25 protein-coding genes and 1 pseudogene are annotated in these 26,874 nt (G+C 35.1%); 1 reads left to right on the top strand and 25 read right to left on the bottom strand.

Annotated elements, in window-relative coordinates; translation table 11 throughout:
* Positions 1-2 precede the first annotated feature (2 nt).
* The 19 genes from AZF04_RS04140 to AZF04_RS04220 form a co-directional block, all read right to left on the bottom strand.
* Complete coding sequence (locus tag AZF04_RS04140) at positions 3-248, bottom strand: hemolysin XhlA family protein (RefSeq protein WP_235599921.1); 246 nt, start codon at positions 246-248, stop codon at positions 3-5.
* Between the two features lie 66 nt (positions 249-314).
* Positions 315-446 carry an XkdX family protein gene (locus tag AZF04_RS20525; protein ID WP_082795304.1) on the bottom strand — a complete coding sequence of 44 codons (132 nt, stop codon included), beginning with the start codon at positions 444-446 and terminating at the stop codon, positions 315-317.
* On the bottom strand, positions 447-827 hold the full coding sequence (locus tag AZF04_RS04145) for a hypothetical protein (protein ID WP_061947694.1): 381 nt from the start codon (positions 825-827) through the stop codon (positions 447-449).
* Between the two features lie 15 nt (positions 828-842).
* On the bottom strand, positions 843-3,617 hold the full coding sequence (locus tag AZF04_RS04150) for a pyocin knob domain-containing protein (protein WP_061947695.1): 2,775 nt from the start codon (positions 3,615-3,617) through the stop codon (positions 843-845).
* Positions 3,618-3,619: 2 nt separating this feature from the next.
* A complete protein-coding gene (locus AZF04_RS04155; protein ID WP_061947696.1) occupies positions 3,620-3,889 on the bottom strand; it encodes a hypothetical protein in 270 nt (89 codons plus the stop codon).
* Complete coding sequence (locus AZF04_RS04160) at positions 3,886-4,464, bottom strand: putative phage tail protein (protein ID WP_061947697.1); 579 nt, start codon at positions 4,462-4,464, stop codon at positions 3,886-3,888. The genes AZF04_RS04155 and AZF04_RS04160 overlap by 4 nt, the downstream gene beginning before the upstream one ends.
* Positions 4,451-5,527, bottom strand: a complete 1,077-nt coding sequence (locus AZF04_RS04165; protein WP_235599922.1) for a baseplate J/gp47 family protein — start codon at positions 5,525-5,527, stop codon at positions 4,451-4,453. The genes AZF04_RS04160 and AZF04_RS04165 overlap by 14 nt, the downstream gene beginning before the upstream one ends.
* Positions 5,517-5,936, bottom strand: a complete 420-nt coding sequence (locus AZF04_RS04170; protein WP_061947698.1) for a DUF2634 domain-containing protein — start codon at positions 5,934-5,936, stop codon at positions 5,517-5,519. Before AZF04_RS04170 ends, AZF04_RS04165 begins: the two co-directional genes overlap by 11 nt.
* A gap of 15 nt (positions 5,937-5,951) precedes the next feature.
* A complete protein-coding gene (locus AZF04_RS04175) occupies positions 5,952-6,260 on the bottom strand; it encodes a DUF2577 family protein (RefSeq protein ID WP_061947699.1) in 309 nt (102 codons plus the stop codon).
* Positions 6,257-7,249, bottom strand: a complete 993-nt coding sequence (locus AZF04_RS04180; RefSeq protein ID WP_061947700.1) for an XkdQ/YqbQ family protein — start codon at positions 7,247-7,249, stop codon at positions 6,257-6,259. Before AZF04_RS04180 ends, AZF04_RS04175 begins: the two co-directional genes overlap by 4 nt.
* 8 nt (positions 7,250-7,257) lie before the next feature.
* Positions 7,258-7,929, bottom strand: coding sequence for a LysM peptidoglycan-binding domain-containing protein (locus AZF04_RS04185; protein WP_061947701.1), 672 nt, complete (start codon positions 7,927-7,929; stop codon positions 7,258-7,260).
* Entirely contained in the window at positions 7,922-11,743 is a 3,822-nt protein-coding gene (locus AZF04_RS04190; protein ID WP_061947702.1) for a phage tail protein, read from the bottom strand. Before AZF04_RS04190 ends, AZF04_RS04185 begins: the two co-directional genes overlap by 8 nt.
* Positions 11,744-11,757: 14 nt before the next feature.
* Entirely contained in the window at positions 11,758-11,913 is a 156-nt protein-coding gene (locus AZF04_RS21375) for a hypothetical protein (RefSeq protein ID WP_169802514.1), read from the bottom strand.
* 29 nt (positions 11,914-11,942) lie between these two features.
* Complete coding sequence (locus AZF04_RS04195) at positions 11,943-12,401, bottom strand: phage tail assembly chaperone (RefSeq protein ID WP_061947703.1); 459 nt, start codon at positions 12,399-12,401, stop codon at positions 11,943-11,945.
* A gap of 55 nt (positions 12,402-12,456) precedes the next feature.
* Positions 12,457-12,903, bottom strand: a complete 447-nt coding sequence (locus AZF04_RS04200) for a phage tail tube protein (RefSeq protein WP_061947704.1) — start codon at positions 12,901-12,903, stop codon at positions 12,457-12,459.
* Positions 12,904-12,906: 3 nt separating this feature from the next.
* A complete protein-coding gene (locus AZF04_RS04205) occupies positions 12,907-14,253 on the bottom strand; it encodes a phage tail sheath family protein (protein ID WP_061947705.1) in 1,347 nt (448 codons plus the stop codon).
* A gap of 3 nt (positions 14,254-14,256) precedes the next feature.
* Positions 14,257-14,496 carry a hypothetical protein gene (locus AZF04_RS04210; protein ID WP_235599923.1) on the bottom strand — a complete coding sequence of 80 codons (240 nt, stop codon included), beginning with the start codon at positions 14,494-14,496 and terminating at the stop codon, positions 14,257-14,259.
* On the bottom strand, positions 14,493-14,936 hold the full coding sequence (locus AZF04_RS04215) for a hypothetical protein (protein ID WP_061947706.1): 444 nt from the start codon (positions 14,934-14,936) through the stop codon (positions 14,493-14,495). Before AZF04_RS04215 ends, AZF04_RS04210 begins: the two co-directional genes overlap by 4 nt.
* A gap of 8 nt (positions 14,937-14,944) precedes the next feature.
* Positions 14,945-15,451: an HK97 gp10 family phage protein gene (locus AZF04_RS04220; RefSeq protein ID WP_061947707.1), complete on the bottom strand. Its 507-nt coding sequence runs from the start codon at positions 15,449-15,451 to the stop codon at positions 14,945-14,947.
* 346 nt (positions 15,452-15,797) lie between these two features.
* On the opposite strand from AZF04_RS04220, the pseudogene AZF04_RS04225 reads away from it, so the two are divergent.
* Positions 15,798-16,073: pseudogene (locus AZF04_RS04225) on the top strand (3-oxoacyl-[acyl-carrier-protein] synthase III C-terminal domain-containing protein); the annotation flags it as partial.
* A gap of 110 nt (positions 16,074-16,183) precedes the next feature.
* Here the strand turns inward: AZF04_RS04225 and AZF04_RS04230 are convergent.
* The 6 genes from AZF04_RS04230 to AZF04_RS04255 all read right to left on the bottom strand — a co-directional run bounded on the left by AZF04_RS04230 (position 16,184) and on the right by AZF04_RS04255 (position 26,749).
* On the bottom strand, positions 16,184-19,183 hold the full coding sequence (locus AZF04_RS04230) for a phosphatase PAP2 family protein (RefSeq protein ID WP_082795306.1): 3,000 nt from the start codon (positions 19,181-19,183) through the stop codon (positions 16,184-16,186).
* A gap of 481 nt (positions 19,184-19,664) precedes the next feature.
* Positions 19,665-21,053 carry a hypothetical protein gene (locus AZF04_RS04235; protein WP_061947709.1) on the bottom strand — a complete coding sequence of 463 codons (1,389 nt, stop codon included), beginning with the start codon at positions 21,051-21,053 and terminating at the stop codon, positions 19,665-19,667.
* 631 nt (positions 21,054-21,684) lie between these two features.
* Positions 21,685-22,644, bottom strand: coding sequence for a hypothetical protein (locus AZF04_RS04240; RefSeq protein ID WP_061947710.1), 960 nt, complete (start codon positions 22,642-22,644; stop codon positions 21,685-21,687).
* Positions 22,645-22,739: 95 nt separating this feature from the next.
* Complete coding sequence (locus AZF04_RS04245; RefSeq protein WP_061947711.1) at positions 22,740-22,931, bottom strand: hypothetical protein; 192 nt, start codon at positions 22,929-22,931, stop codon at positions 22,740-22,742.
* A 271-nt stretch (positions 22,932-23,202) separates the two neighbouring features.
* A complete protein-coding gene (locus AZF04_RS22005) occupies positions 23,203-24,390 on the bottom strand; it encodes an ABC transporter permease (protein ID WP_082795441.1) in 1,188 nt (395 codons plus the stop codon).
* Between the two features lie 1,054 nt (positions 24,391-25,444).
* On the bottom strand, positions 25,445-26,749 hold the full coding sequence (locus AZF04_RS04255; protein ID WP_061947713.1) for a PQQ-dependent sugar dehydrogenase: 1,305 nt from the start codon (positions 26,747-26,749) through the stop codon (positions 25,445-25,447).
* Positions 26,750-26,874: the final 125 nt, after the last annotated feature.

Below are 26,874 nucleotides of genomic sequence, written 5' to 3' on the forward strand. Positions count from 1 at the left end.
CCTTATAAATTGGCATAAAATAGAGCAATTGCACCACCTAAAACACCGGTACAAATTGCTCCTATAATAGCTGTTGATATAGTTCTTTTAATCCATTTAGTATCATCAGCTATACTATCTAACATTTTATTAATCACTGAAATTTGCTCATCATGTCTAATAATTTCTCGTTGCAAATCTCTAACATCTTTTTCAATAACTTTAAAATTATTTTCTAATTTTAATAATTCTTTTTGTGTTTGAGCCATACCACTTACCTCCTGCAGCATACTATCCCTCCTTTTTATCCAAAATAAAAACACCCTTTTAGGTGTTTAATCTTGATATTCTTCATTTGTAATTAATTTGTATTCAACGGCTGTAATAGCACCTAACTGTACAAAGCGGACTAACTGGTCTTTGCGGCACCAATTTTTTTCGTAACGTTCTTTTAATGAATGAAACATCTAATTCACCTCCAACATCAATAACCTTAATTCCATATCTGTCTGAATTTGACCCTGTATCATTTGTTCAATATGCATATCTGTAATTTGTTGACCTTGCTCCATACTTTGAATTTCTAAATCTGTATTTTGTTGCGCAAGTAATTCCAATGGTCCTGGAACATTTAGTGGGGAATTTAATTCATTTAATTCTTCTTCTGTTATAGTTTCTACCCATTCATTTTTGTCTTTATCAAAGATTGGTTTCCAGTTAGGTTCAGGCAAAGGTACTAATGTTACATTAGGTGGTAAAGGTCTGTCTAAATCTGATTCATCAATAAGAATTTGTTCAATAATTTCACCTTTAGAATTAAATCTTAACCCTGTTTTTAACTCTTTCATGTTTCTATCCTCCTATTAATATAAAACTTGAGCTTTAAATTGAATCATAAAATTAGTATCTCCTGGATGACCAGATCCAGTTCTTCTTATAATTCTACAGCTCCCAGTGTTACTTATTGTTAACGTACCAATGCCATCATCCATATTAACTAAAAATCCTCTATTAACTGCTACTCCAGACATGGAATACGGTCTAAAAGCACTCGGTAATGTAAAAGCAATTGTATTATTACCTCCACCTGATATCCTTCCAATTATTGAAACATTACCAACTGGATCCTTTGAAATTTCTAAGTCACCTGTCCAGCCATTACTTAAAGATGGTCTAGTAATAGAAGTATCACCCTCATTAATTAACCTATTCCATTCTCCCCAACCATCAGTTGTACCGGATGCATATCTTACCATTAAAGCAGACCAGCTACTTCCTGTTGGATAAAACATTTGGTGAGCAGCTGTATTTGATTCAATATTTTTAACTGTAATAACTGAACCAGCCCAACCATTTGAAGGTCTTTCTCTTTCAGCTCTTTCTACTGTCATACCTGTAGGATAAGATTCAGGCATCCTAGTAGATGTCCATTCTATTTTTGGTGAGAAAGCTTCTCTTAAATTCATTGGAGTTATTGATTTATTATTAGAAGCTCCATTAACTACTTCTGAAATACTAGCAAAGTCGACATTTAAAGTTCTATTTGATGCTAAGCTTCCACCACCAGTTAAACCGTTCCCAGTTGCTATTGTTCTACTTTCAGTTACAGCATTTCTACCATCAACATTGAGTCCTGCACCTAAAATCCCTATATCGACGGCATTCCCTCCACTATAAGGGGTAACAGACGTTACCTTCGGGTCATTTCCACGAACTGCTTTTAAATCTTCCGGGTGTATTGACTCCCCCCTAAAATACATATAGTCATAGCCTGAAAACTCTCCCCGCTCAATAAGAAACCCTAAGTAAGGGTTACCATTATAAGTAATCTTAACAAGACTTGTCCCCCCTCTTTGCATTTCTTGGGTGATAACAGATAAACCGATATTATCATTATCAGAAGTACCCCTACCGCCAGTCACAAAATATTGACCTACAGTATTATTACTAGAGCTACTACGGACTCCTGTAATCGCTCCTACGGTTCTACTATACGCATCCGCACGACAAACAATAACGATGATGGATGTATTTCCTTCACCTATTAGGTTTTGTGTATTTAATAATTTTACGGTACTCGTATTAATCGCTGGACTTGAGGAAAGCATCATAGAATCTAAGTCATTCATGCTTAAAAGTCTTTTCCAAGGTCGCCATAATCCGTTAGAGCTTGATGACCTTGTGTATACATCTGTTGAGTTAAATGGTATTAACATTTGCATGCACTCCGTTAATCCTTGCTTAATAACCATCATGTACACCCAACTAGTTGATAATAGATCGCTCGGTAAATTTAGAGGCGCTTGGACTCGATAAAATCCCGTATCGTATACTATATTTAAGTCATGACCATTACTTAGAGATAGCCCAACTCCATTATCATTCGTTACTTTATGTTTTTGTGCTTGAGATATAATCGCTTGAGCTACTCGAAGTGGGGTCATAACTTTACTGTTATTCGAACCTGCTGAAGCTTCGGGTTGATTAGCAAAATCATCTGAATCAAGCATATCTTTCCATGAGGTCCAACCACCAGCATTCGGTGAACCACCACTAGCAAATAACCCCATTCTAAACTTAACTTTACTTCCTCCATAAGAAGCATTATAAGGGATATATTGTTGGAAAACTGAACCATCATTAACATATGTTCTAGTAGTAATGATGGTACCAAAACTAAACCATCCATCAGATGCTTGAACGAACACAGCACTAATTCCTACTGGATAGCTCGCTGGGGCATCATTAGCATTTTTTGAAAAGTTAGGTAGTCGATTTATGTTAGCTGTTGTCGCTTTAGATGTAATGGCTTGAGAGGTCCTAAGTGGCGTCATAAGAGCTGTATTAACAGTTCCTTCTTCTGCCTGTGCTTGGGAAGCCAATCCATGATTCGGTACGCTTCCTAATCCTACTTGGGCTTTTGTTACATTATGTGGGTTATTAGTTAAATTAGCATGTACATTCACCTTCTCTTGAGCACCTGCTTCAGTTTCAGTTTGTGTCCAAGCTGTCCATACACCAGAAGACGTTTGAGTTCTTACGTGTAAATGTCCCTGATTTCTAGTATTGGTCACAGGCATAGCTAACTGAGCAGATGAACTAGTTGATTTATATGTGGTAATAACACACCATGCATCAGGGAATCCTACAGATTCAAGAGCGTCACCGCTATACATCACACTCACACCTGTAGGGTAACTATTAGCAGGTTCATTTCCATCAAAATGTCCTCTTGGTAAGACATTTAACTTTTCACTAGTAGCCAAAGATTGAATAGCTTCAGCTACTCTCAAAGGAGTCATAAATCTACTATTAGAACTCCCTGATTTTGCTTCAGCTTGACTCGCTACAGCGTTATTTGGAACATTACTTAAACCAACTTGATTTTTTGTAACATTATGCGGATTGTCAATATTATTAGCATGGTTATCGAAATCACTCTTTGGTGCTTGCTTCACGTTATCAACATTGCTTAATCCAACTTGGTTTTTGGTTACTTGATGGGGATTATTTCTTTGATTTTTAAATTGATTAAGGTTATCATGGGAATCTTTTATTCCCTGTTCGATTCGATTATAATCTTGTTCTGTTATCGGATCGTCTGGTAACCAATTTGTTTTGGCATTGTAATCGGACATATTTAAATCACCTCGAATGTAAATCTAAAATCTAATGAACGGTTTTGGCTGACATCCAATACAGAACTTCTTTCTGTAATGACATCTCCATTTTCATCTAAGACCTTTATGTTTCTTACTTGTGTAGCACCTTCTGCTCTTTGGGTTAAAATCGTAATCTTTCGCCCTTCTCTAACTTTAGAAATAATTTGAACATCCTCTTCGTTCAATTGGACACTTTTTAAGCGTTCATATAAATCAATAGCCACTCTTTCTAAATAGGCTTGATTCATCGCAAAATCACCTCATTATTATCACGTGTAACCGATAACCCTACCCTCATCTCTCTAACTCTTCTATATCTACGAAAATTAATAATTACTTCATTTTGTATCTTAATACTGTTATTTAATGCTGCTCTCAACGTGTATACTAAATGCGCTGGCTTCATGCTTTCTAAAACTTCCACTATCATATCGATGTACTGCATGTCATCCATATTCATGTCCACATTTAACTGATAATCTTCAGGAACTAACCTGATAAAAGCTGAAGGATTCTTTAGAAATCGATTCACCGCCCTTTCTAGAGAGCGATAAGTAACCGGTGGAATATTAGATGTCTTATTAAGACACCTAGCCCTTCTGTTCTCGATTGTATCGTTGGCTATCCTTTCAACATTTAATTTGTGTTCCCAACGATTTAATGACCAAGTAGCAGTCGAAATAAAGAATTGATCCAACGTATCAAAAATGAGGTGCTGCTGATTTTCAATTTCTGGTGCTTCGCTTAATAAAATTTCCTTCATTTCTCTTAGTTCAGTTAAAAATAATGGAAGATAGCTCGACATTTCCTCAATTTTGCTCATGAATGATGACCTCCTGAAGAAGAGGAATTTCTGTTTCTAGTAACTCCAGGTTATCAGCAACACCATTAATGAGAACATTGCTATAATCACTAACTGATTGTGCATGATAAAGAATGTTCATAATCTGACTGAGTCTAACGACATTTTCTTCAAAAGCAATACGCCTAAAAAAGCTTTGAAGCTCATACTCTACCTCTCTTTTTACATCATCAACGGTTCTACCTGTCACAGGTAACACGTCAGCGGTAATTTGAACCTGTTTGTATACAGCACTTTCTACTGTCAAAGTAGCTCCGATCGGGGCTTGTCCTTCCCCTTGTCCTGGCATAGGATCAATATAATTTCTAACGGAATCAAGTAATGCTTGAGATGCCGGTTGCATATTTGCATTAATGATGACGATTTTTACAGTTCCATTTCCATTTGACAGTGGAAATACACGCGCTCGTCCAACTCCGTCCACTTCCTCCGCCCATTGACGATAATGTTCTTTATTGCCACTGACCGCTTCACGTCTTACTCTCACTAAGTAACGTTGATAAAGCGAGGAATCTTCTTCTGCATCTCTAGCAGGAATTAATTGGTCACCAATCTCTGCAATTGTTAAATTGGGAATCGTATCAAGAGGTTGTAGTAATTGGCCCAATAGATGCCTATTTCCTTCTTCTCCTGCTGTCTCACATTGTATTTGATTATTGGTTAACGCAACAAAGTATAATGCCTCCGCATAGAAACGTGTGCCAGGTGCGATATCAATATTAAATAACCCTTGCCAAACAGCCTTAGTTGCAGGTTGGCGTTCTATACCTGCTTCAATGGCTCGTTTTTCTAAAAATTCCCCTTGTGCGGTATCCGCAAATGCTTGGTCAAAAATATTTTCAATCCAAATATATGATTGAGCTAACTCTGCAGCTGCAGGTGATAAAGCATTCCAAATAACGCTATTCTCGCGCTTATCTAAGTTATCTGGTATACGCTCTAACATTCTCTCCATAATAGCTTCAAACGTTTGTGACTCAAAAAAGGCTTTCGCTTGCTGAAAATTCATCTCTTTAAGCAACATTTATCACCTCTTCTAATTCAATCGATCCTTCGTCTGTTTCTACTACAAAAGAAACATAAAAAGCATCTTCACGTTTGATGATTGCAAAATCTTGTACACTTATAATTCTTTCATCATAAATGAGCGACTCTTCTATTAACCTTGGAATCTCCATTTCTTTGTAAACGTCAGTAGTTTCCTTATCAGCTAAAGTTTCTTCCAGTTCATTTCCTATATCATGACTATAAATAGGATAAGCATAACGTGCTGTTCGTAATACCATATACACAAATTGTTTGATAGCCTCTAATCCACTTATATGATTGGACTCTATTCGTCCATTTACAAAGTCAATCGCATAAGTATTAGAAGGCTCAATAAACTCTTCTCCTTCTACTGTTTCTGAAATTTCAACTTCTGGTGATAGCATATTTCTCACTCCTTTCTAAATTTTATCGATCACAAAAATAGATTGGCCGCCTTGCAAAACAGCGACCATGACACGGTTACCAGGAGATAAGTCATTGTAAAAACGCATTTGTTTATCTTCACCATCAACCCTAATTAATCTTGTATGCTCCCTTAAATGTTGAGCGATCGTAATAAGAGAATGAGGAATGACAAGCTTTTGATGATCACCTAATCGAATAGACAATGGATTTACGGTTATAACTTCGGCAGGTACAAGCTCTAATGGGCTTATTGATTGATGGTACCTACCAATAAATGTTTTTAATTCATTGGTTATACTCATGCGCTACCCTCCGGAATAGCATTAGTCCTAATGACATTAAGTACCATTGTATGGGTATTGCCACGAAATGTATGAATGTCTTTATCTACCCAATAGTTTTGGTTCACGGAAATTTCAGGTATAATGACTCTTACCGGTAAACCGCTTTGAACTTCATCAATCCCAATGGCTTGAATACTACTTAATTTTCTTTTTACTCCGCGACGTTGAGATTGTCGTACGTTTGCTCGTTGTTGGAGCTGTGCTTGGTTCAAATCTTCTGTCACCGTTTCGGTATATTGCAAAATACCATATTTATTTCGACCAGCAGAATCATTAGCAACTGCTGTGTAAGTCTTATCCTCTTTTTGCATTCTCAGTTTAACTTTTGTAGCAGTATCTTCATCGATACTCGTAGAATAATCATATGAAGTGATATTGGCACTCTCTTTGTCACCAGTTTCTAAAACCCAAATTTCACTTGGATTTGGCCAAGCCCTTAAACCTAACTTTCCCTTACTAGAATAAAGCTGATAGATATTCCCTGTTTGGCTTCTAGTCTCACTTAGAGCTTTTAGAATAATGTCATATAGATTGGTATCATTCTTAAAAAGTAGAGATTTTATGACGAAGCCAGTATGGGAAATCGTTGTCATTGGAATTTGAAAATCATTACAAATGCGTCGCGTAATTTGATCAGCTCGTTGATTAGAAAACACGTAGACATCTTGGTTTCCAGTTAAATAACGAAGCATATCATAAGCAATAAAAGACACCGTACTTTCGTCAGGGACTCTAGAAAAAACAGTTCCTCTAAACAACTCTTTTCCTCTCCATTTGAAGAGAACGGTGTCTCCCTCTTCAACACTGTGGTAGGTTTGTGTTCCTTGCCTAATGACAATTTCAACAGAAATCTTACGAGCAGCTGAAAAACGTTGTCCTTCCCAAACTACTTCAGACGTAACTAACTCAAGATGTTCATTGGTTTTTATGTTCCATATTTCAATCATTTCATCACCTATTTTGGGATTACTAATTTAAAGCCAATATGAATCCAGTGACCTGGTTGTCTGTTATTTCGACTATCCCGTTTAATTAAGGCAGCTTTGTTAGCGTTCCAAATTTTTTTCCATTCTGTACCCTTACCATAATTTTTAACAGCAATCGCCCATAGTGTATCGCCACGTTTTACGGTATACGTTTTAGGAGCCGGCTTACTTGGCCGTTTGGTCGTTGTCGTTACTTTTTTCTTAACTTGCTGTTTAATGCGTCTAGGTTTTGCAAACTTATATTCTTTTAAAGTAACCGTAAAATCCCAATCACCGATGTCCTTTGCGCCTTCAAAGTAATCAAAGGTTTCAATGCTACATTCTAAATTGATTTTAGTCTTGGTTATCATAAACCTTATCGGCTTATTACTTTTTCTCCATCCCTCTACAATTGAAATGACTCTTTCTGGATGAGGAATATTTCTATATTCACAAATGCTTGAATAATTAAGCGGAAAAAAAGAAGCAAAGGAAATCTCCTTCGCTCCTGGTACATTCATGACCGTTAGATCGCCAAACTTAGCCACTTTTACTGATTCATTTTGGTACATATTTTTAATATTTAACTGTTCTGGTAATACAGGAAGGCGAAGCTTCTCTTTTCCTTGACTTAACCAGAATTCGTAAACAGATTTAGTCATAAACCTCACCCCCTATACCGTTGTTGTTGGCTTCCACTAAAATCTCTTGGATTGCTTTTATAACTTTTTGAGTTACTTTTTCTGAATCTTGATCATCGGAATAGTAATTATCACCATTAATATGGACAACAATATCTCCTGGATTTGTACTAGATGAAGCACTCTCTTGCTTGTGGATATACCTCATTTTTGATTCAGAAACTGTTTTACTAGATTGGTTTCCTTCCCTTTTATCATGTACACTCATACCGAGTTCATTTGCAGCACGCTTTAGAAGCATTCTTCCTCGTTCACGATAAGTATTAGTAGGAATTATATATTCTCTGCCTTGTTCACCTATCCAGCTCAAAGTTTTACTATTAATAACTCCACCACGATAATTTTTATCTGGGGTTATACCCGTTATTTCTTCACCACGAGAAGTAGTTTTACTTATAAACTTAACAACATTTCCTCCCCAACTTTTTAAGGTGTCTCCCCATCCTTTTACCGTATTCCAAGCGCCTATGATTTGATCCCAGATAGGTTTAACTACTGCCCATGCCGATTCAAACGCTCCTTGGATGCCTTCACCAACAGACTCTACTCCTTCTTCAATAGGTGTCCATACCGTTTCATTAAACCATTCTGATACATCGTTCCATACTTCCGTCACATAATTCCATCCATTTGAGAAAAATTCTCCTATAGAATTAGTCAAGTTTTCTACATCAAGCGAAATCGGTTCCCATATATTCACATTAAACCATTCTTTAACGAGCCCCCAAATTAATTTTATACCTTCCCAAGCCATAAGAAAGCCTGTACCAAGCGTTGTCAATAAAATATCAATATCTTCTAATAATGGCTCCCATACCGTTTCATTAAACCATGTACTTAAATTAGCCCACTGTTCAATGACCCAATCTTTAGCAGCAGTCCACCGCTCTGAAATCCAGTCTGTTACCAATTCTACTTGTTCTTTTATAGGCTCCCATACCGTTTCATTAAACCATTGACTAAAGGATAACCATTTCTCCATAACCAAATCCCTTACAGCATCCCACTTTTCGGAGAGCCAATCGGTTGTTGAGGTAACCCCTTCCTTTAATGGTGTCCATACAGCTTCATTAAACCAATCAGAGAACGAATTCCATATAGATGTGACCCACTCTTCTGCGTATGCCCAAAGCCCAACAAAAAAATTCATGGTATTAATCCCTACATTCTTTAACGGATTCCATACCTTTTCATCGAACCATTGACTAAATGTGCTCCATTTCCCTTTCACCCAATCTTTGGCATTATCCCACGTATCAGAAAGCCAATCAGTTACTGAGGAAAACCCCTCTTTTATCGGTTCCCATATTTTTTTAGAAAACCAACCCTCTAAATCAGACCAGATTCCTTTTATTCTTCCCATCGTATCTGTCCATTTTTCTTCTATTTTCTCAAAAACATTATTATCATTGAGCCAATCGACAAACTTTTCTCCACCAATAGCTCCGCCAATTCCTCCAGCTAATCCACCAATTACTGTTCCCACACCTGGTATAAAAGAACCAACTGTTCCACCTACCGCAGCTCCAGCTAAACCTCCAGCAACACTTCCTATTGCTTTTGCTCTTTCTTCTTTAGGGGCTGCTAAAATGGTTCCTGCTCCTAAAACTGCTCCTAAATACGGGATTTTTCTAGCAACTTTTCTTAGGTTTCCACCTGATTTCTTATTTTTAGTTGACTTATTCCAGTTAGGTTTTTTCTTCTTATTGAGACAAGGATTTGTATAAACAGGGTTTTTAACGGTTTTTCTTTTCCCATCATTCTTGCAAAATGATCCAAACCAACTATTTCTGCCTTTACTTTTTCGCTTATCATTTCTTGGATTTTTCTTTTGTTTTGGGTTTGATTTTTTAAAAACCTTCTTTAAAACATTTCCTATTGGTTGATAAGCTTTCATTAGTTTTGCTACTAAGCCAATCACTAATGCATCCGCTATTAAAGCACCAGCAATAGAACCTTTATTAATTAACTCTTCATTACCTGTTAATTTCCCCCATAAAGATTGAAATCCACCCCAGTTTATTTCAAGAAACTTCTTCCCAATTTTCTTAAATAAATCTGCCGGATTAAGAGCTTCCAAAAAGCTTTCAACAAATTGTTTTCCTGCTGTTGCGCCAATATCAATAAATCCATTACCTGTAGAATTATGATCAACACCTAATAATCCATTGATAATTCCATTGATAATTCCCCCGTAGGTATCCCCCCCATTTTTAGCCATATTATTAAGACCAGGTTCTCCTACATTATTCCACCACTCACTAAAAACATCTTGAGTATTATCCCACACGATTTCCCATCTGGCTTTAAATGTTAAATTACTATCTGGTTCAAATAGGATTTGAAGCTGATCACCAATAAACTCAAACACTTTTGAAGTTGGGTTCAAAATAGCTTGAGCAAGGTGCTCACCAGCATTCTCAATTTGCTTTTCTATTTCATTAATTATATCTTTATTTTCACTTGTCCACTCACGAAACGCTACCAAAGCAGGTTGAAAAGCATTACTTAACCCCTTACCCCATGGTATGATTAGGCTATCTTGAAATAAATCCTTAATACCTTTAGATAAGACACCTATATTATTAGACATATTTAACATCGTACCACTATAACGATCAAATTCGCTTGTCACATTAGGCCATATATCACCTATATCGTCTCCGCTTTTAGCAAGCTTTTGAATCCTTTTCATTGACTCTCCTGAAATAACTCCCATATCTCGTAATGCTGTGGTTGCCATTTCAATTGAATGTCCAGATTCTAAATCATCGTATAAACGCCCCATCCAAAACGAAACATCTTTAAATGATTTTTGTGTTCCCGTAGCAATATCTCCTACTAATGTTAAACCATCAGGTGTAGATAAGGCATTTCCAGTTGATATCTGTAGCATGTGTGAAGCTTCAAAGATTTCATCTTTCGTAAACGGTGTTTGTCTTGCAAATGAACTTAATTCGTCTAACCTTTTATCTGCCGCCTCACGACTTCCTAACATTGCTTCAAACGAAGTAGTCTGATTTTGTCTGTTAGCTACCATCTTAAGAGGAGCGACAACACCGCCATTCATTACACTAGTAGCTGAATTAGATATTTTCTTTAAAGGCTGAGTAGCAAAATCTATTAGTCTAACGGTTAGTTTTACACCTTTATTAAGATACGTGGATGCAAATGTATAAATCCCCTTTGCAGCACGAGTAAATTGATCAATGAGACGTACAGGAACATTGAAACCTGTGGAAAATGTCGCACGTACTCTTGCTGCGATACGACTAACTGTTTGACTAATTCGATCTATAGCTATTAAAGGTGCTGTAAATCCTCTAGCAAGATTTCTTTTAGCAAATTGATAGACACGCTCCATTGTTTTACTAGCTCTATCCTTGGCAATAATTCCAAATTCATAGTACCTTCCAAAACGATTGATTAAATTCTGACGTAATCTTGTAATTAATGGTGAAGTTTTATCAATAGCTTTAAGAATTAATTCATGTGTTTTAGGTAATCTTCTCAAAATAAAATCATTCACACGTTGAATTTGTTTTGTGGCTAAATCTCGCACTCTTATAATAATTTGATGAGATCGTAAAGCTTTTTGGTTCATATACTTCTCGATTTTTTTCATGCCTATACTTACACGATCTTCTATTCTAATGATAAAAGGTCGTTCTAATTTCTTTCGACGAAATTCCAATCGATTTAACTCACCATTAATTCTTTTTAGTTTCTTAGTTATTCTATCCTCAAGATCAAACCTTGCAGTTAAACGAGCCATTAATCCCCTCCTCCCTATCTTTTCTTTTCAGCCTTTTTTGATTCTTTTGCTATGACTTCAAGCTTATGGTCAATCATTCCATATAATAGTGCTTTATAGTTTTTCGGTGCTTTATATAATTCTTCTAGAGCTGCAGGGGAGTAATGTAGTTCATGTAGTGCATAATACATATAAACGGCATCCCTCTCCCCCGACTCAATTAGTTTTTTGCTAATTCCTGAAGTTCATCTAAATCTTCATCAAACCCGTTCACTTCCATTGCTTTATTAATCCAGTTTGTATATTCACCACCTACACTTAAAACTGTTTTTGCAATATCTATTGGATCTGGGGACTTATAGGCACTTGTAAATTCTTTACTTTTAAAATTAGGGTAAACCGTTGTCTCCACCGCAATCCTTGCAGAAAAGCGTGCAGCATCAAAATCTTTAACTCTTCCAACACCTTTTTTATTTTTAAAAGTCGTACAATCTTTCTCAAGCTCATCAATTCTGTCTGTTGAAATAGCCTTAAAGATAAAAGGAATTACTTCGTTATTTTTTTTAAACCGTTTAGATATTACAGCCGTCATTTCTTGAGGCTCTTCATAGTTTCCAGGCATAAAAATAGAAATATCTTGTACAAACTGTTCTAGATTATTATCATTATTTTTATTCATTAAAAATTCTCTCCCTTTAATAAGAAATAAGAGGCACTTTTATGTGCCTCATTAATTAAAATGTATCGTTTAAAGCATTATCTAAATCAATATCTTCAAAAGTGAACGGTAATTCTTCCTCTAATGCCTCCGCTTCAACATCGAGACCAGCAACTTTTACACTATCAAAATTTACGTCATATAAAGTTACTCGCTCTACTCCACGGTCAGAGGAAGGATCATCAATCACTACTTGCATTGTAAAATATAAATCTTGACCGTTCTTTATATATTCCAACATAATCTTAATAAATCGACTAGTTACCTTATAGAAAGTAGTATTTCCTGTTCCACTTGCACCTGTTGTTTTATGACCTTCCATTCTTCGACCCATAATAGGGATAGCGGCTTTATTTTTTTCTATTGTTGCTTCTATATTTTTTAAATGAGCCATCTCTTCCCCATCGAGAAAAAGTCGACCCTCTTTACCAGATATGGTATTTTGAGCACGTAATTTTGACATGAATTATCTCGCCTCCACAGTAAAATAGAATTTTTCAGCTGCATCAATTGGTTGAATAGCTATATCAATTAAAAACCCATCACGATCACCATTAAATCGAATCACAACATCTGTTTCTGAATTAAAATTCTCAATCCCACCTGATGTTTGTAAAGTAATCATATATTGATTAATTAATGATTTTATATATGCCATTCCATCTTGTGATGCGGGAATATCTGCCCCTGATTCTTTCCTAAGTTTAATTAATTTCTTGATTTCATGTGTCAAATCATTATTTACAGCATCTAAAACACGTATGATTTTATTTTTGGCCATCTTATTACTCTTATTTGAGGAAAAGCTAACAAAAGAATTTATATCCTTCTCTACTGATACGGTCTTAGTACGTGCATCATATGTGAACAAAAACTCACCATTTTTTAATCGTTCAATAATTTCTTCATTATCGTAGCGTTCAATTACATTAGTAGCTCCTTCATATTCTAAAAAAGTTAAAGATTGATTAAACGTTGCACCAGCAGACGCGCCAGCAACCCAGGCAGTGGCTTTATCAGCTGTAATTTCAGTACCATCTTCAAGCATAACTCCATTTGTGACATTTACAATTCCCTCATAGTCTCCAGCATAATTAGATAATACTCCAATAATTTTCTGACCTTGTTGTTCCCTTAATCGCTTGAGATAGGATACAAAAGTCGCCTTAAGCTGTTGATTCTCTTTTACAGGAAGAGCAATTACATCAAAGTATTCTGTTTCAGCTGCTTCTAAAAAGCTCATGTAATCTGAGTTAGTAGCAATACCATCAGAGCCACCTAGTAATCTAGTTCCTGCAGTAAAATCGGGAATACCTTCACCTTCAAATCTCAAAAATTGATTCGGCTTTAGTTCTTCTATCGTTGTAATAATTTGGCGATCGACTTCATTAACACCCACATAAGTTACAATATCTTTTTTATCAGTATCTAAAACGTTTTCCGTCACTTGTACAATAATTTCATTTCCCTTGGAACCCCCATGTTGAGCAATAGCAGTGAACTCTTCTCCAATAACCGCTCTTGCTGCCTCACCTTCATTTAAACGATAAAGCATAACTGTCTTAGCTCTCTTCATTGCTTCTCGTAGTAATAATAATTTAGGCTCATCTATTCCTAGCCCTACCTTCTGTTGCAAATCTTCTAAGTTAGAGATAGAGAAAAATGTCTTGGCCTCTCCCCAATTCATAACTAAAGGTAACGCAACAATTCCTCGTTCTCCTAATACTACTCTTTGTTGTGCAATAGATTTAAAGTTAAAATAAATACCTGCTCGTTCTTTCTCTACTCCAGGCGTAAATGTTCCACCATTCATAATTTAGTTAGCCTCCCTTGTTAGAAATAATCGAATATATCTTTCCACTTGTGATTTTGTTATCTGATTACCTTTAATATTAAAAAGAGCACCGTCAATGACTTCAGGCTTAATTCCAAAAAGTCTTCGACTGTGCTCTCTTAATTCATTTAAGTAAAATTCATTAGTTAAATGTTGTTCTATGAATTCATCATTTTGTTTCTTTTTATTACCTTTTAAATCTACCTTCTTGACTTTTGTCATCTTTTCACTCCGTTATTTATTCCCACTCCTTTAAGTGGTGGAAACTCTGGTTTTGTATATTGATAACGACTACTCCAATTTAATATAAGGCTTGCAAAATTTTGATTAGAACCTCTTACTTCTACATTACGAATAATAAAAGAGTTACCAATTGATTGTACAGTACCATCTACAATAGTAATAAGCATACGATTATTCCTTATTGCATCAGCTAACTTTTCCGTCTCTTCCAATGCGTGTACAGAAGATGTATGAAAAACTTTAATGTTGAGTGTATACGATAGGTTATATGTGCTTACCGTATCAATACCATTAGTTACTGAAGGTTGAGGAATATAAATAGATGGTATCTCATGATTAGGTTCCAATTCATCTATATAAATTGGAACATCTAAATTCTTAGTTAAAAATTCTCCAATTAACTTTACTTCTGAATTCAATGTATCCCTCACTTTATTTCGTTTTTAGAAACCCAATGGACTAATTTTTTTTCTAAATTACTTGCAAACATCTTTCTAAACATGGACAACGAGATATCCCAATAATTAAGACCATCCATCCATTTAACTGTAAACATTAGACCCAAATTTGACTCGGGAAAGTATTGAAAACTATCACCTTTTTGTATACCTGGTATCCAAATTTGTTTAACTAAATTTTTAGAATCCTGATAAAAATATCCATCATTTATATGTTGAGCGTACTCTACATCAGTTCCAATTTCTAAAGTTAATCCACCTTCTCTTGAAATCCAAACATTTTCACTATGACCACGCTCAAAGGCATTTAATAAAAGGTTCATATCAGTTATCTCAGTTAGACGAATTTCATCCTCTACAACATCTAAAAAATCCAGCCCAATTTCTTCTAGCCATAATTTCATTTCATTTTTTAAATGACCGTTAGCTGCTCTATTTAAAGATTTCATAAATTTTTGTAACCCATCAATTTTCATTTATTTCATCTCTCCTTACTTTATTGAGAAAATAGAAAGAAATTAATGCTAGATGCTGAAATAACTTAGGATTTGTTTTATAAAGAAATATCAAGACTATTAGAATTTATTTAACCATTTAAATCAATCCCTTTCTATTTCCATTTTTAAATTGAAATATTTAGCTAAAGTATTTCTTATATATAGGTGGCATTCGTACTACAAAAGTATAAAATTTTATATTAATTTGCGACCCAACCTATAAATTTTGTAGTGTTATTTGAAGGGAATTATCTATAATAACCTTATGATACTGGCCTTTTTTTGAAAAAAGTATTTAATATTTAACTTTGAGTATGTTCTATATGAGATGTTTATCCCGCATAGTGCTAACTTACGGCTAATTGAACCAATTTGCGAGAAAATAGGATTTTAAATGGAAAAGATTCTATATAGCTTAGAAAACTTTGGGAATACTTCAGCAGCAACAGTCCCCTTAGCACTTGACCTTGGGATTCGAGATGGAAGAGTTAAAAATGGTGACCGAGTTTTGATGTACGGTTTTGGTTCTGGTTTAGTACAAACTGGTCAATTGTTGGAATTACATTTGGACGATCAAATCAATGAACCAAATCCATTTTAGCGGATACTTATTTACTACAAAAAACCACTCTGCTGTAGAAGAGCAGAGTGGCATAGACTTAACAAGTAATTAAATATATATTTCTAACCATAAATTAAAAACAGTTACGATTATGCTCTTCTTCTTTTCATAAAGAGAAAAAACACGCCACTTAACAAGAGTACAAACCCTACTAATAAATATTGATAGACGGTCGTAGCCGTTTCCGGTAGTTTTTGTCCGTCGTTCGCAACAGGCTGTTTCTCTTCTGCTTCCTTTTCAAAAACGGTATAGGTACTAAAGTGGTCGGTTTGTGCCGTCACTTTTCCTTTCTGCCATTCTCCGCCGATTGCTTCCCATTCTTCGATTTCAGGATTCAAATAGAACAGTTGCACCTGAGATTCATCATTCACTTTGTCACTATCTACAGAAAAGGTTAGCGTCACTTTTTCATCGAAGGTATTTAATTCTTCCTTACCCTGTCTTATTTCAAAGTCATAAACTACACTTAAAGCTTGTTCAATATCATCCAATCGTTCTAGCTTGAAGGTTGCATCCTCGGATACATCTGTGAAATTGGAGGCAGCGATTTGCAAGCTGACATTTTTCAATTGAATGAAAATTGTTATATGATGCTCTTTCAACCATTTTATTTGTTCAGAAGTAAGCACTAAATTTACAGAATCATTGTGTTCGTGCAAATCAATCCGTAATTCCCCCTGATCAGCTAACTGATTAATATCATCTGTTGAGATCGTTGCCTCTCCATTAATAATCTCAGGCGTTAATGTCACGCTAGGTTGTTTCTTTGTGTCTTTTGAATCGTCTGGATTCTCAGGTTTTTCTGGAACTTCAGGGTTTTCTGGGTTCTCCGGGTTCTCTGGATTCTCTGGGTTCTCTGGGTTCTCCGGATTCTCTGGGTTCTCCGGATTCTCTGGACCCGGTGTTACTGGCTCAGAATGATCCGTTGTAACGATATGAGCTACTACACTATTTTCATCATAATTAACTGTTACCTCGTAATCATCTGCTGTTACATGGTCGAATGCACCATGCACCTTGTCAGCCGTCATTAATGTAATCGTTGTATCTTTGTCTATTTCATAATCAGAAAGGTCCAGATTCAGTTCCCCACCATCAAGGTATACTAGTCCATCTACCTTAAGTTGAGTACTGTCGTTATTGACTACAATATTTAAGCTACCTGCATCCATTGTTACATGACCGCCAATATTTAGAGAACCATCTACATTTACTAAAACTGCACCATTCTCCACATAAAGATCACCTTCACCAAACGCAGTTGCAGAAGTAGCCTCTAGCGTTCCTTCTTGTAGTAATGTACCACCTGTATAGCTATTATTTCCTGTCAATGTAAGGGTACCTGTCCCTTGTTTAGTAAGCATACCATTACCTGTGATGTTATTTCTCCACCAATCATGAGCATTAAATCTTCCTTTTGAAGCATCCATATTCACTGTTACATTGCTTAAAAACGCACCATATCCATCAGATGCTGTGACCAAATCAATTCTTCCCCAACCATTTGATTCGTCTATAACAGGATATCCAGATTCAATTTCTGTCGTATATAATACTCCTCTTCGCTGTTCATCAGTCAAATAAGGCTGACGAGTTTTCAATAATACTTCAGCACCTTTAGGGACTACAGGGTCTAACCCCTTTACACCTGTTTGAGGTAATCCGTAGGTAAGCTTTTCTCGATAGAATGCTTTATTTGCTTCATGATCTTCCCATTCTTGTTCATCATATGCACTTTCAAATGTATACTCCTCTGTTACTGTATGTGCATATTCATATAAGCTCATTCCTTTTGAATCAGCTACTTCACCAAATACTTCGCCAGTATTTTGATAAGCTTTATCCAATACCACTTGGTTTGCTGGTAGATTGTAAGCATATGCAGTCATCGCAGTTGATTGTATTCTTCCTCCGATAATATCGAGTGGTGAGTGCATGCCCGTTACGACTCTATTTTCTCCCATTTGAGCTGCTCTTGTTAAAAATTCAGCATATCTTTCAGGTGTTGCATAGGCGAATCCAAATGTTGATAAATAAGCGGCACTCGTATGTCCACTTGGAAAAGCACCGTCTTTTCCTCTACCGTCTTCCGCTATTCTTTTCACATATTCTAATGCAGGCATGACTACCACATTGGTTTCATATTGCTGGTAATGTTTTTCTCCGGTTACTTTTTTACCACCTGAAGGTAATCCTTCTGATATAATTTCACCACTGCCGATCGTGTCCCAAACAGGTAAACCGTTCTCATCAACTACTTCTATTACCTCACCATTTGAATTCATTCTATAAGGTCTTGGAGATGAGTAAAAATATTTAGCCGGATTTGATGAAGAAGGGTTTCTAAATCTAATTAAATCAACTAAATCTAACGCATCCTCTAGTTTCGTTCCCTGCCATTGGCCCATTCCTTGGCGCTCATCCTCAACAGTCTCTTCTTCCAATAGTACATTCATTTCCTCTTTTGTTCGGATGACATTTGTAACTGGGTTAACAATTTTTACATAGGTATTAGCCAAAGGCCCATAAGCATCCATCATACTATATACCTTATCTCTTTGATCGTCATAATAGGCTGCTAGCGCCTCTTCATCCGTTCTATTTTTAGTAACATCCTCTACATATTTAATATTAGCTCTCCAAGTCTCTGGATCTCTAATTTCTACATTAGCGTATGTTCGTTTATCCGCTACTACCTTCGTCTTATCATTTTTATATCCATCGAAATAAACCGTAGGCCCGTCACCATAATTAGCAACGCTACCATTTGCACCTGGTACTCTTAAGGCTGTTCCGTCTCTCCAGTCTGGTTGATTCATCGACCAGACTTGATCAAAACCATCTAGAATACTGATAAATGGATTCGTCTCAGCTAGATTTTTTAATATTGCATCATTAGCATTTCCGCCATTATCCACTGCAGGAAGGGGTTGCTGAACCTCTGGAGGATCTGTATTTAACTTTTCAGTCGTCCCTTCTGGCTTTGAAGGCTTTTGAGTTTGATCAGCTCCCTGTACAGGAAGCTCGAAATTCCCCATAATTAATAAAGCAAGTAGTAGTATGATCGATATTTTTTTCATGAATCTCATACTTGTTCATTTCTCCTTTTCTGCTGTATATTTTCAAATCACTTAACCTAACTGATTACTGTAGTCCAAATGTTCCACCACTTACATTTCATTTGTTTTTTACAGCGGCTATACATTTATGTATTGAAAAATCCACTGTGAGAAACACCGCTCTGTTGATAGGCCCGTCCCTCTAATTCTAGAAAATCGATCCTTCTCAAACACTGATAAGCAGCCGGGGTGGTTAAAACATTAGCTGTAATCATACACTCATTCATTTTAAGGATTGTATGTTAAATGATTGTAGGGAAAGTGTAAAAATTATGTAATTATATGTAGAAGAGATGAAACATATCGCGAAAATTGAACAAGAAAAACCTCCCTGCTTCATAAGAGCAAAGAGGTAATCCTTTGATATATGTATTGAGAATTTTTAAATAAAACTTGTACTTCTTATACAGTCATATTTTAATATGATCTTGCATTACAAAAAAACCTCTTGTTAAACATTCTCGTAATTTTGAGAATAACTACTAACCTGTTTCTCTTTACAATACTTACATTGGTGGATCATTTCATATGTTTTTCTTTTTCCAGGTATGTATTGCTCAGTCGTTCCTATCACTTCGCCGTTCAAATTTTTTTGCTTTAATTCCTTCTTTATTGAGATATCAGCAACGTTAATTAAATGGTTTTTTACTTTTTTCATGGCAAAAAGCTTATGACAAGATGTACATCTCCCCAATTTATCTAAAATCATATCAAATAATACTGTTGAAATTTTGATTAATACAAATAAAATAACAAATGCAAAAAGGAAAAATATTAATATTGAGGTTGTATAATTCTGAATGATTTCCGTTCCCACAGCCAAAATCCCATACTGTTCTATCGCATTCTTTATTATTATCCCTTCTAATTCGGCAAATTCAAAAAGTAATAGAATGGATATTACAAAAGAAACCATCACTATTAGAGACCATCCTATTACTTTTATAGGGAATTTCCTTATTTTCCTTTTAGACTGATTCGATTCCCTTGTCGCTTCAGTGTCATGCAGGTCTAGCTTATTCTTTAAGGCGTTTACTAGCCTATTAGATCGTTGCATAATGAGCTTATTTACATTTATTAAATATTCATTCAATTCATCATTATGATCAGGTAAAAAAGATTCAGGTTTATCTAGGGACATTTTATTTTGAGCAAGTAAAGGTTTATGTTTCTTCAGTAAGGGTTTAATACTATAATTATCATCCATATTAACAAAGTCTTGTAAATAAAATATTTCAATATATTCTTTAAATGTCTGGGGGTCTACATTTTCCTTTATCATTTTTAAAGACAAATCAAAAAAATCATAGACAAAATATTTATTAGTTTCGTTACCTCTAAACCCTCTATATTGATTAAATGATTTCTTATCATTTTCAAAATCGATTTTAAAAGGTACAAGTGTTAAATTTCCAATCGTATGAGTCAATGTAGCGAATTTTTGTAAATGCTTATTTTGTTTAACTGATGATTTATTATCCGAATTTATCTTTATAGCTTGTCTATATATAGTAGAAAACGAATTCATCGTATCGCTTCCTAACCTATCCCAATCATTATTAAATTTAGTGTAAAGTTCAGATGGTAAATTCATTCTATTTCTAAAAGACCACCCCCATAACTCCTTGTAAATACTGTCTACAAAATCACAAGTACCATTAGAGTTATCACAATCAAAACTTAAAGATGTATTTCTATTACAGTCCTTATACTTTTGTATCTTTTGAATAGGAGCTTTTTCAGCATTCACTTCATCCCATGGAGATTCGTTTTTAATATCATAATTCACTAAATCTTCTATCGGGTTTTGCTCCAAAAATCTATTTAAACTTTTAAACATAGAACACCTCAAACTGCTATTATTTATAAAAAACGAATCAATTTCATCATTCCTATCTTTTAATGAAAACCAAACGATTAGGTTTTGATTTTCACTTTAGGTAGATGCTTTCCCAAGGGCTTGTCTTCAGCTAACTCTGACTACGCAAAGCTTCGTCAGAGCGGATCTTCACACTGCGCTTTTTCCTTTGGGAGTCACTACCTACCGTTACAATCATCGAATAAATTCACTCAAATGAATATTTATTATTCGTTTACTTAAATGGTTCCTCGCTAGTGTAGGCTGGTAGAAGCTTTTTAATAATAGATTCTATTCTACTTCATCGGAATTTAGGAGGATTGAAAAGGAAGAACTTAGGATTCATTAAATCATTATATAGTAACTTTCCATAATAAAAATCCTTTTTTTTAAAAACTCTCTAGTTTCTTCTCTCTTTTTGATTATATTCATCCTAAGTTGACTTTCTAGAAGACACTCAAATTTTATTATTCAAAATATAGATATTGCCTGTGTGTCCAACCGATTTATCACCTTTTGGAATTTATGCAAAAAAAAGCACCAGCAAGATGCTGATGCTTTGAGCTTGTTAATTTCTTATCGTTTTACCAAATTTTAAATTGAAAACAGACATTTATTGACCATACTTATTAATCATCTTATCAATAACCTCTAAGTTATATTCCTTTTTCTCTACTTCTTCTTCGCTATAATTACCACCTATTCGATAAAAATAACCATCATCTTCTTGCCAAAACCACTCTGCATAAAATCCATCATCTACAATGATTACCTCTTTACCGTTGTTTGTGGTTACATTCTCCTGTTCCTTATAATCAGGTATTTCAAATTCTTCTGCACTTACACCTATATCAATAGCATCATATTCGCCTGCATCTGGATTACGATATCTCACTTCAAAGGCATTTAAGTTTCCTCCCCTGAGCCATAATTCCGATACATTGTAATTCGATTCTGCGTTATCGAAAAATTTAACATCTTCATATGTAAATCCTAACGATTCTTCTAATTCTTCCTCTGTTAAATCTTCATCCCTAAATTCTAAGCTATCTAATTTTTCCTTTGCTTCCTCTATATCCATATCACCTAAATCTATGGTTGTCCTCATAACGGAATCGTAGTGCACAAAATATTTGAAACCATGACCAATATCTCCTAATGTTCCTTCTAAACCATTAGATAACACGTAATCCTGTTCATCCTTTTCAAACTCTCTTTCCGTTGTGGACTCTAACATGCTTATCTCAACTTCATTATCGCCCGAATCCCATGTATAAGATCTCAGATCATATTTTCCAAACCGATTAATGCCTATTACATAATTCTCATCTTTTAACAGTCGGTCTGTATATTTGTTTGCTTCCTCTAATAAACTTTCAAAGAGCTCTTTCTCAGTTACTACACCTTTATCCCCATCATCTTCGTCTAAGTCATTATCATCGTCTTGAGCTTGATTGTCACTCGAATTGCTATTACCATCATTGGATGAAGTATCGGTATTTTCTGAACTGCAACCGACAGCAATAAGTAATAATGTAGCAGTTGTTAAAAATAGTAATAATCTTAATTTCAATTTCTCCACTCTCCTATGTTTTGTCTGTACGATGCGAATCCTTTTGTTGATTGTTCCAATGCTTGGACTGAGACTAAGCCAGTAACGGCAAAATGCTACTCTATTTGGCGAGCCCTCCAATGCCTATTGACCATCGGTATGAATACAGCCCAAATAATGAACGTGCCAATTATTGAATTGACTACATCAAACCAGTTAAGATAGCCACGAATCGAGAAGCTAAACACTGCAGTTATTAATGCAACGATAATACTTGCAACAATTGCATTTATAATATTCTTCCTCATTTCGCACCTCTGTTCATAAGTTAATAGTTTACAATAACAATACCTTTTTAACAAATTTTTCAAACTTTCATTACAGAAATAAGGTACCTCTCACAAAGATCAACTACAGAGATGTTCCAAAATCACATAAGATTTTGGAAAGAGGAATTCCATAAAAAAACCACTCTGTCTAGAAAAAAGCAGAGTGGCATAAACGTTGAGTATAAAAAAACTTCGAAATCTAACTCAATTACATGATGATAGATGTTAGTTGATTACCACACTATTGTTACTACCTGAGATTGACTCTTTTTGATACAAAGATATTTACAAATACATAAATAAATAGAATTCCAATTACAAGATAGTATATTTTAATAGTAGAAGTATGAATGAACATAGCAAAATACAAAATGAAAAATTGTACATATAATAGAGACATGACAACCTTTAAGAAAGAATCTTTTCTCTGTGATTTAGAAATAGGATAAAGGAATACCGTTTCTTTCATTTCATGTTGTAAAGGAATTACTTGAAATCCAGTCATAAACAAAATGAGAATAGTAAAAATCAAAGCACCTGTAGGGATAGCATAATTAGCGAATATACCAATTAAAGTTAGTCTTAAATAAAGGTAAAAGTAATCATTATATCTTATAAACAAGTGTGAGTATAAATATAGGAATGTGTGGCTTTGACTATACGGAATACAACTTTTCAGAATGATAGTGAGCCACCGCCTACTACGAAAAGAACGTTTAAGAGTAGGGACATCAATGAAAAAATTTATAAATTTAAAATTCCTTATTAAGGCACCTTGTTCTTCATCTATGAGCCACTGCCAATTCAGAGTTCTTTTTTTTCCAAAGAAGTAAATTAAATAAACAAAATTTATAAGCAACAAAATAAACTCAAAAACCCATTCATGACTAAACATAAAATAACACAGTAAAAATATGGAGAAAAACCTAATGAACCTATGTAACCACAATTGTACAGGGCTCTCTAACCACTGTTCAACCCACTTCATTAAAATGTTATAAGCAACAATCACCACTACTAACAAAAGGGCGAAAAGATTTATATTAGTAGTGTGCAAAAATAAGGATAAGAAAATAGTAATAAAACAAAGCAATTTAATAACATCGATAACAAAGCTATATAACAGTGATTTTAAAAAATACGACTGTAATTTTACTTCCATTGGCAATAAAAAAATGATATCTGCGCTTTTCATAAATGTGCGGATCTTTGTCCGTGTTAAAAGGAACGTTACAAATAGAGATAAAATTACTTCAACAGATATTTGCGGAGACACCGAATTAATGAATAAATGAAAATAATAAATCAAGATACTACTAATAATCAGAAAAAAGTAGAGAACACTTGCACCAATAATTGAATAGTATTTATACATTTTTCTATAAAATTCCTGAAGCCTTGAACCCCACAATGTTTTTATATCCATTAATCCACACATACTTTCATTCAATAATATTCAGATTGCACTATATGTGAATCCATTTCATCATTCATATTTTATAGTGAAAACCGAACGAGTAGGTTTTAATTTCCACTTTAGGTAGATGCTATCCCAAGGGCTTGTTCTCAGCTAACTCTGACTACGCAAAGCTTCGTCAGAGTGGATCTTCAAACGGCGCTGATCCTTCGGGAGTCACTACCTACCGTTTCAATCAGGAAGTTAATTCACAAACGTTTTAAAACATATTTTATAAGAAACGTTCGGTTTTATTCGTTTATAGAGCAATTATGAAATTCACTCATGTATCATTTATTTAGTCATTCAATTAATGAGTGAACTTGACCCATTTTTTGAACAAATCTTTAGAATAAATACCTCAATATGGAATGACCTCCACAATCTAATCATACGATAATTCTAATCATCACACTACCAAAATTTGTATTTATTTTATAAATTTATCTAAAAAAAGGAGTGGTGGGTTTCTTCGAATAGAACCTATTTCCTTCAGACTAGTAGCTTTAAAGCTTCGATTAATCTCTTTATGACTTTCATGTCTTTCATCGATGGTTGGTTTAATGTCACGCTTATATACTAATTTGATATTATTTATTACAAATGTGACAAATGAGAAGAAAGCGATTAGGTGAGATGCTCCAAAAGTACATGAGTTTTTAATAAGGGGTATTCATTTTCTTTTTCATCAATAAAAAACCACTCTGCTGATTAAGAGCAGAGTGGCATAAATCTTGATATACCAAGTATATTAAAGTTTTGAGAAGTATCAAGATAATTTTCATATACACTCAATCAAGCTCAATCCATCTATATCAACATCTCGGGAATTGTTATATGGATAAGAATGTATGAAGGAGGATTGAAATTGACATTCATGGATTTCCATGAACACCTGCTTCTTTAATATTGTCAAGCGCCTTAAGTTAATGACATCGACATAAGGTTAGGTGCTTTTAGAGAATAATAAATTATTCAGCGCCTCGTCTTCATCAGTATCAACATCATCTTCTTCTGTGCCTTCAAATACGTCACCTTAACCTGCTGCAGCAATCTTATAAATCAGACCGCCATCAGTGATTGCAATAAGCGCGCCATCCTCAGTTACAAGAATATCACGGAAACGTTCGCCTTCTTCAGTTAAAAGACGTTCTTCTCCAACGACAAGGTCATTTTCAATAACGACACGTACAATATAGTTCGGTGCTAAACCACCGATGAACAAGTTGTTCTCCCATTCAGGAATTGCGTCGTTATCATAGAATGACATACCACTTGGTGCACTTGTTGGATCCCAATAATATACTGGTTCAACAAAGCCTTGCGCTTCGTGTTCTGAAATACCATCATTGATTAATTCACCACTGTACTCGATACCATAGGAAACAATTGGCCATCCATAGTTAGAACCTGGTTCAATAATATTCAGTTCATCCCCAGCTTGTGGACCGAATTCAACAATCCATAAGTCTCCTGTTTCAGGGTGGAAGTCCACACCTTGAATATTACGGTGACCGTAGCTGTAAATACCATCTAGTGCGTCTTCATCTTCAATAAATGGATTTGTATCTACTGCTTCTCCATCTTGTGTAATGTGAATGACTTTACCTAAGTAAGCATCTAAGTCTTGTGCACGTTCTCGAATTGGATCATCTGAACGCTCACCAGTTGTTAAGAATAGGTTGCTATCATCATCAAAGATAATACGACCACCATAGTGTAAGGCACCGTCATATGCTGGTTCTGCTTGGAAGATTACTTCAAAATCTTCAAGTGAGGCTTCATCCTCTGATAAGACACCTTTACCGACAGCAGTTACAGTACCACCTTCAATATCTTGAGCAAACGTCATAAATACTAATCTTGATTCGTCAAAATCTGGTGCAATGGTTACATCAAGTAAACCACCTTGACCTTCGTCATTTACTTCTGGTGTACCTTCAATTGGATCTGAAACAGAGCCATCTTCAAGGTTTATAATAAGAAGTTCTGCTGAATCTCTTTGCGTAACAAGTAACCGGTTTGTATCAAACTCTTCCATACCCCAAGACACGCCAAGACCCTCAACAACAACTTCCACATCAAGTTCTGCCTTAGTCTCTACTTCTGGTGCTCTTGTTTGTTCTGGAAATGCTGGTTCAAACTCAGTAACTTTTGGTTCAGATTCTGCACTTGTATCTGTACTTTCATCAGCACCCTCGTCAACACTATCTTCTGTTGCAGTATCCGAGTCATCAGTTGATCCTTCGTCTGAAGTATCATCATTGCCACACGCTGCCAAAGTCAATACAAAGATTAGCATTGTAAAGAACATTAATCTTGACCACGAAACTTTCGTCATTGTTTTTCCTCCCATTTCAAAATATGAAGCTGAATATTTAATATGAAAATCTTAACCAATTTTTGATACTGGGTTTCAGGGGACTGAACTTTTCTAAAAAAAAAATGAAACTCCCTTGAAAATAA

It is taken from the genome of Alkalihalobacillus trypoxylicola (assembly GCF_001590785.1).
GTDB lineage: Bacteria > Bacillota > Bacilli > Bacillales > Bacillaceae_D > Alkalihalobacillus > Alkalihalobacillus trypoxylicola.